Below are 2,749 nucleotides of genomic sequence, written 5' to 3'. Positions count from 1 at the left end.
CGGCTCGTGGGACACGATCTCGCCTGCGCTTTCTCAAGTCAGGGAGGTAATTGCCGTAGACCTGCCCGGCCACGGGCAGACACCCGAAGAGGCCGACAGCGGCACGTTTGACGGGCTGGCGCGCAGTTTGCACGACTGGCTCGGCGCGGAAAACCTCACAGATATAGATATGGTTGGCAGCTCACTTGGTGCTCGCTTGGTTCTCGAGATGGCGCGGCGCGGCCAAGCGGGCGCGGTTGTCGCACTGGATCCGGGCGGCTTCTGGGAGGGGTGGGAGCGCACCTTCTTCAAAGCCACCCTAACGCCATCGGTTGCTTTGGTCCGCGCGCTGCGACCGGCGCTTTCTGCCATCACCGGAAATGTTGCAGGGCGAACAGCGCTGATGGCGCAGCTTTCTGCAAGGCCTTGGGCGCTCGACCCGGCATTCGTTGCGGGTGAACTGAAGTCATTGGCCGATACGCGCACCGTCAATTCGCTTGTGAAGGACCTCGCCAATGGCGCAATGCAAGAGGGCCCCGCAGAAACGGCTGCGCCCGTTGTCATCGGCTGGGGACGCAAGGATCGGCTGTGTCTTCCGCGGCAGGCGGATCGCGCTATGGAAGCCTTCCCCGAAGCGACGCTGCACTGGTTCGAGCGTAGCGGACACTTCCCGATGTGGGATCAGCCAGAGGATACCGTCCGCTTAATTCTGGACGCAACGAGCATCCTGTGATTAAAATAATGCTGCAACTGGCGGGTTAGCAAATCAAGGGCCTATGCAGGGGCTAGTCCCATTCCGAGGTCTTTTGTTGGGCCGGTAGCGGACCGTGCGCTTTCAGGGTCAAAAAGGTGAAAATCGATTACCTCGTTCTTGCTCGTCGCCCACCCCAAACTCAACTTTGAGAATAGAGGGCTCGGAAGATCGACTAGGATTGCTATTCGCCCTGCAGCATTTTCATGAAGACGCCGATCTATTGGAAAGGCGCGGTCCGTCAAAGTCCGCCGAACCGTCCCGTCTGATAGTCGCGGATTGCCTGCGCGATCTCGGCCTCGCTATTCATGACGAATGGGCCGTGGGCCGTAACCGGTTCGCCGATCGGGTCCGCATGGCCGAACAGGATACGACACCCGCCATCGCTGGACAGCTCGATGCCATTGCCGTCGCTCACCTGCGCAAGCGTATGCTCGGGCACGCCCTCGCCGCCAATCTTTGCATTGCCACTGACGGTGTAGAAGAACACGTTGCGCCCGACAGGGGCGGGCAGGGTGGCACTGCCGCCGGGATCGACCGACACGATTGCCAGCATCACATCGGTCAGCGAGTGGATCGGCGCTCCGTCGGTGCCGGAGACCGCGCGCATCGACACGCCTTCGCCCATCGCGGTTGCGGGAATGTCCGCCGCAGGCACCGGAATATAGGCAGGGTCGGTCATCTTCAGCCGACCGGGCAGGTTGACCCATAGCTGGAGGATTTCGAGTGGGCCACCGGTGCGCTTGAATGCCTCGGGCGAAACCTCGGCGTGAACCAGTCCGCTGCCCGCGGTCATCCACTGCACGCCGCCCGCCTTCACCACGCTCGCACCCGAGCCGCTGTCATGATGGGCGAGGCTGCCCTCAAGGATAAAGGTTACCGTCTCGAACCCGCGATGCGGATGCGGGCCGAAGGGAAGGCCGCGATTGTTCGGTGGATAGGTCTGCGGCCCGTGGTGGTTGAGGAACAGGAACGGGTCGACTTGCGGCAGGCCGGGGCCCGGGACGGGCCGGCGCGTCACCAGATCCTGGATATCGTCACGGGTTGCCCGGTGGAGGGAAACAAGCTGGCGGATGGTCATGAAGTCGTCACCGGGACCAGCGGCTCCGGCCCAGCGGGCACGATGCCGTTCGGATTGATCCGCTCGTGGCTCTCATAATAATGATGCCTGATATGGCGGAAGTTCACGGTCTGCGCCATTCCTTCGAGATCGTAAATCCGCCGGGTCAGTGCAGCGAGATTGGGGTAGTCCGCGATCCTACGCACGTTGCATTTGAAATGCGTATGATAGACCGGATCGAACCGGATCAGCGTGGTCCAAAGGCGGATATCCGCTTCGGTTAGCCGGCCGCCGACCAGCCACTCCTGCCCCTCGAGCCGCTCTTCCAGCTCGTCGAGCATCGCGAATAGCGGTTTCACCGCTTTCTCGTAGGCATCCTGCGTCGTCGCGAAGCCCGCCTTGTAGACCCCGTTGTTGACCGCGTCGTAAACCCGGTCGTTCAGCGGATCGATCTCGTCCCGCAGATCGGCGGGGTAGAGGTCGAGGTCGTTGGCGCCGCATTGGTCGAAGGCGGTGCCGAGCATGCGCAGGATATCCGCACTCTCGTTATTGACGATCGTTTCGGTCTTTGTGTCCCACAGCACCGGCACGGTGACATGGCCCGAATAGTCGGACTTGGCGTGGGTGTAGAGCTGGTGGAGGTGGTCCGCGCCGATCGCGGGGTCGCCGGTCACGCATTCGCCTTCGCGGAAGGACCAGCCGCCGTCCTTCATCAGCCAGTGGACCACATTCAGCTCGATCGCGTCGGTCAGCCCCTTGAGGTGCCGCGCTGCATTGGCGCGGTGCGCCCACGGGCATGCGAGGCTGATATAGAGGCGGTAGCGGCCCGGTTCGGCGGCGAACCCGCCATCGCCGGTGGGGCCGGGTGATCCGTCGGGCGTGATCCAGTTGCGAAACGCGCTCTCGTCGCGCTCGAACTCGCCGCTGTCCTCATCGTTATGCGCCCACTCGTCGTGCCA

The 2,749-nt window shown here is 62.9% G+C and carries 3 protein-coding genes; 1 reads left to right on the top strand and 2 read right to left on the bottom strand.

Annotated features, from left to right (window positions below):
* Positions 1–712 (top strand): alpha/beta fold hydrolase (locus tag ACFDTG_RS16570; protein WP_375292018.1); only part of this gene is annotated, 712 nt, incomplete at its 5' end.
* A 259-nt stretch (positions 713–971) separates the two neighbouring features.
* Here ACFDTG_RS16570 and ACFDTG_RS16565 read toward each other — a convergent pair.
* Positions 972–1,811 (bottom strand): pirin family protein, encoded by an 840-nt coding sequence (locus ACFDTG_RS16565; RefSeq protein WP_375292017.1) that lies wholly within the window; start codon positions 1,809–1,811, stop codon positions 972–974.
* On the bottom strand, positions 1,808–2,749 hold a 942-nt coding region (locus ACFDTG_RS16560; protein ID WP_375292016.1), incomplete at its 5' end, for a glutathione S-transferase family protein. The genes ACFDTG_RS16560 and ACFDTG_RS16565, both read right to left, overlap by 4 nt.

Source organism: Qipengyuania sp. (assembly GCF_042095715.1).
GTDB lineage: Bacteria > Pseudomonadota > Alphaproteobacteria > Sphingomonadales > Sphingomonadaceae > Qipengyuania.
This window is presented reverse-complemented; position numbering and strand designations above follow the sequence as displayed.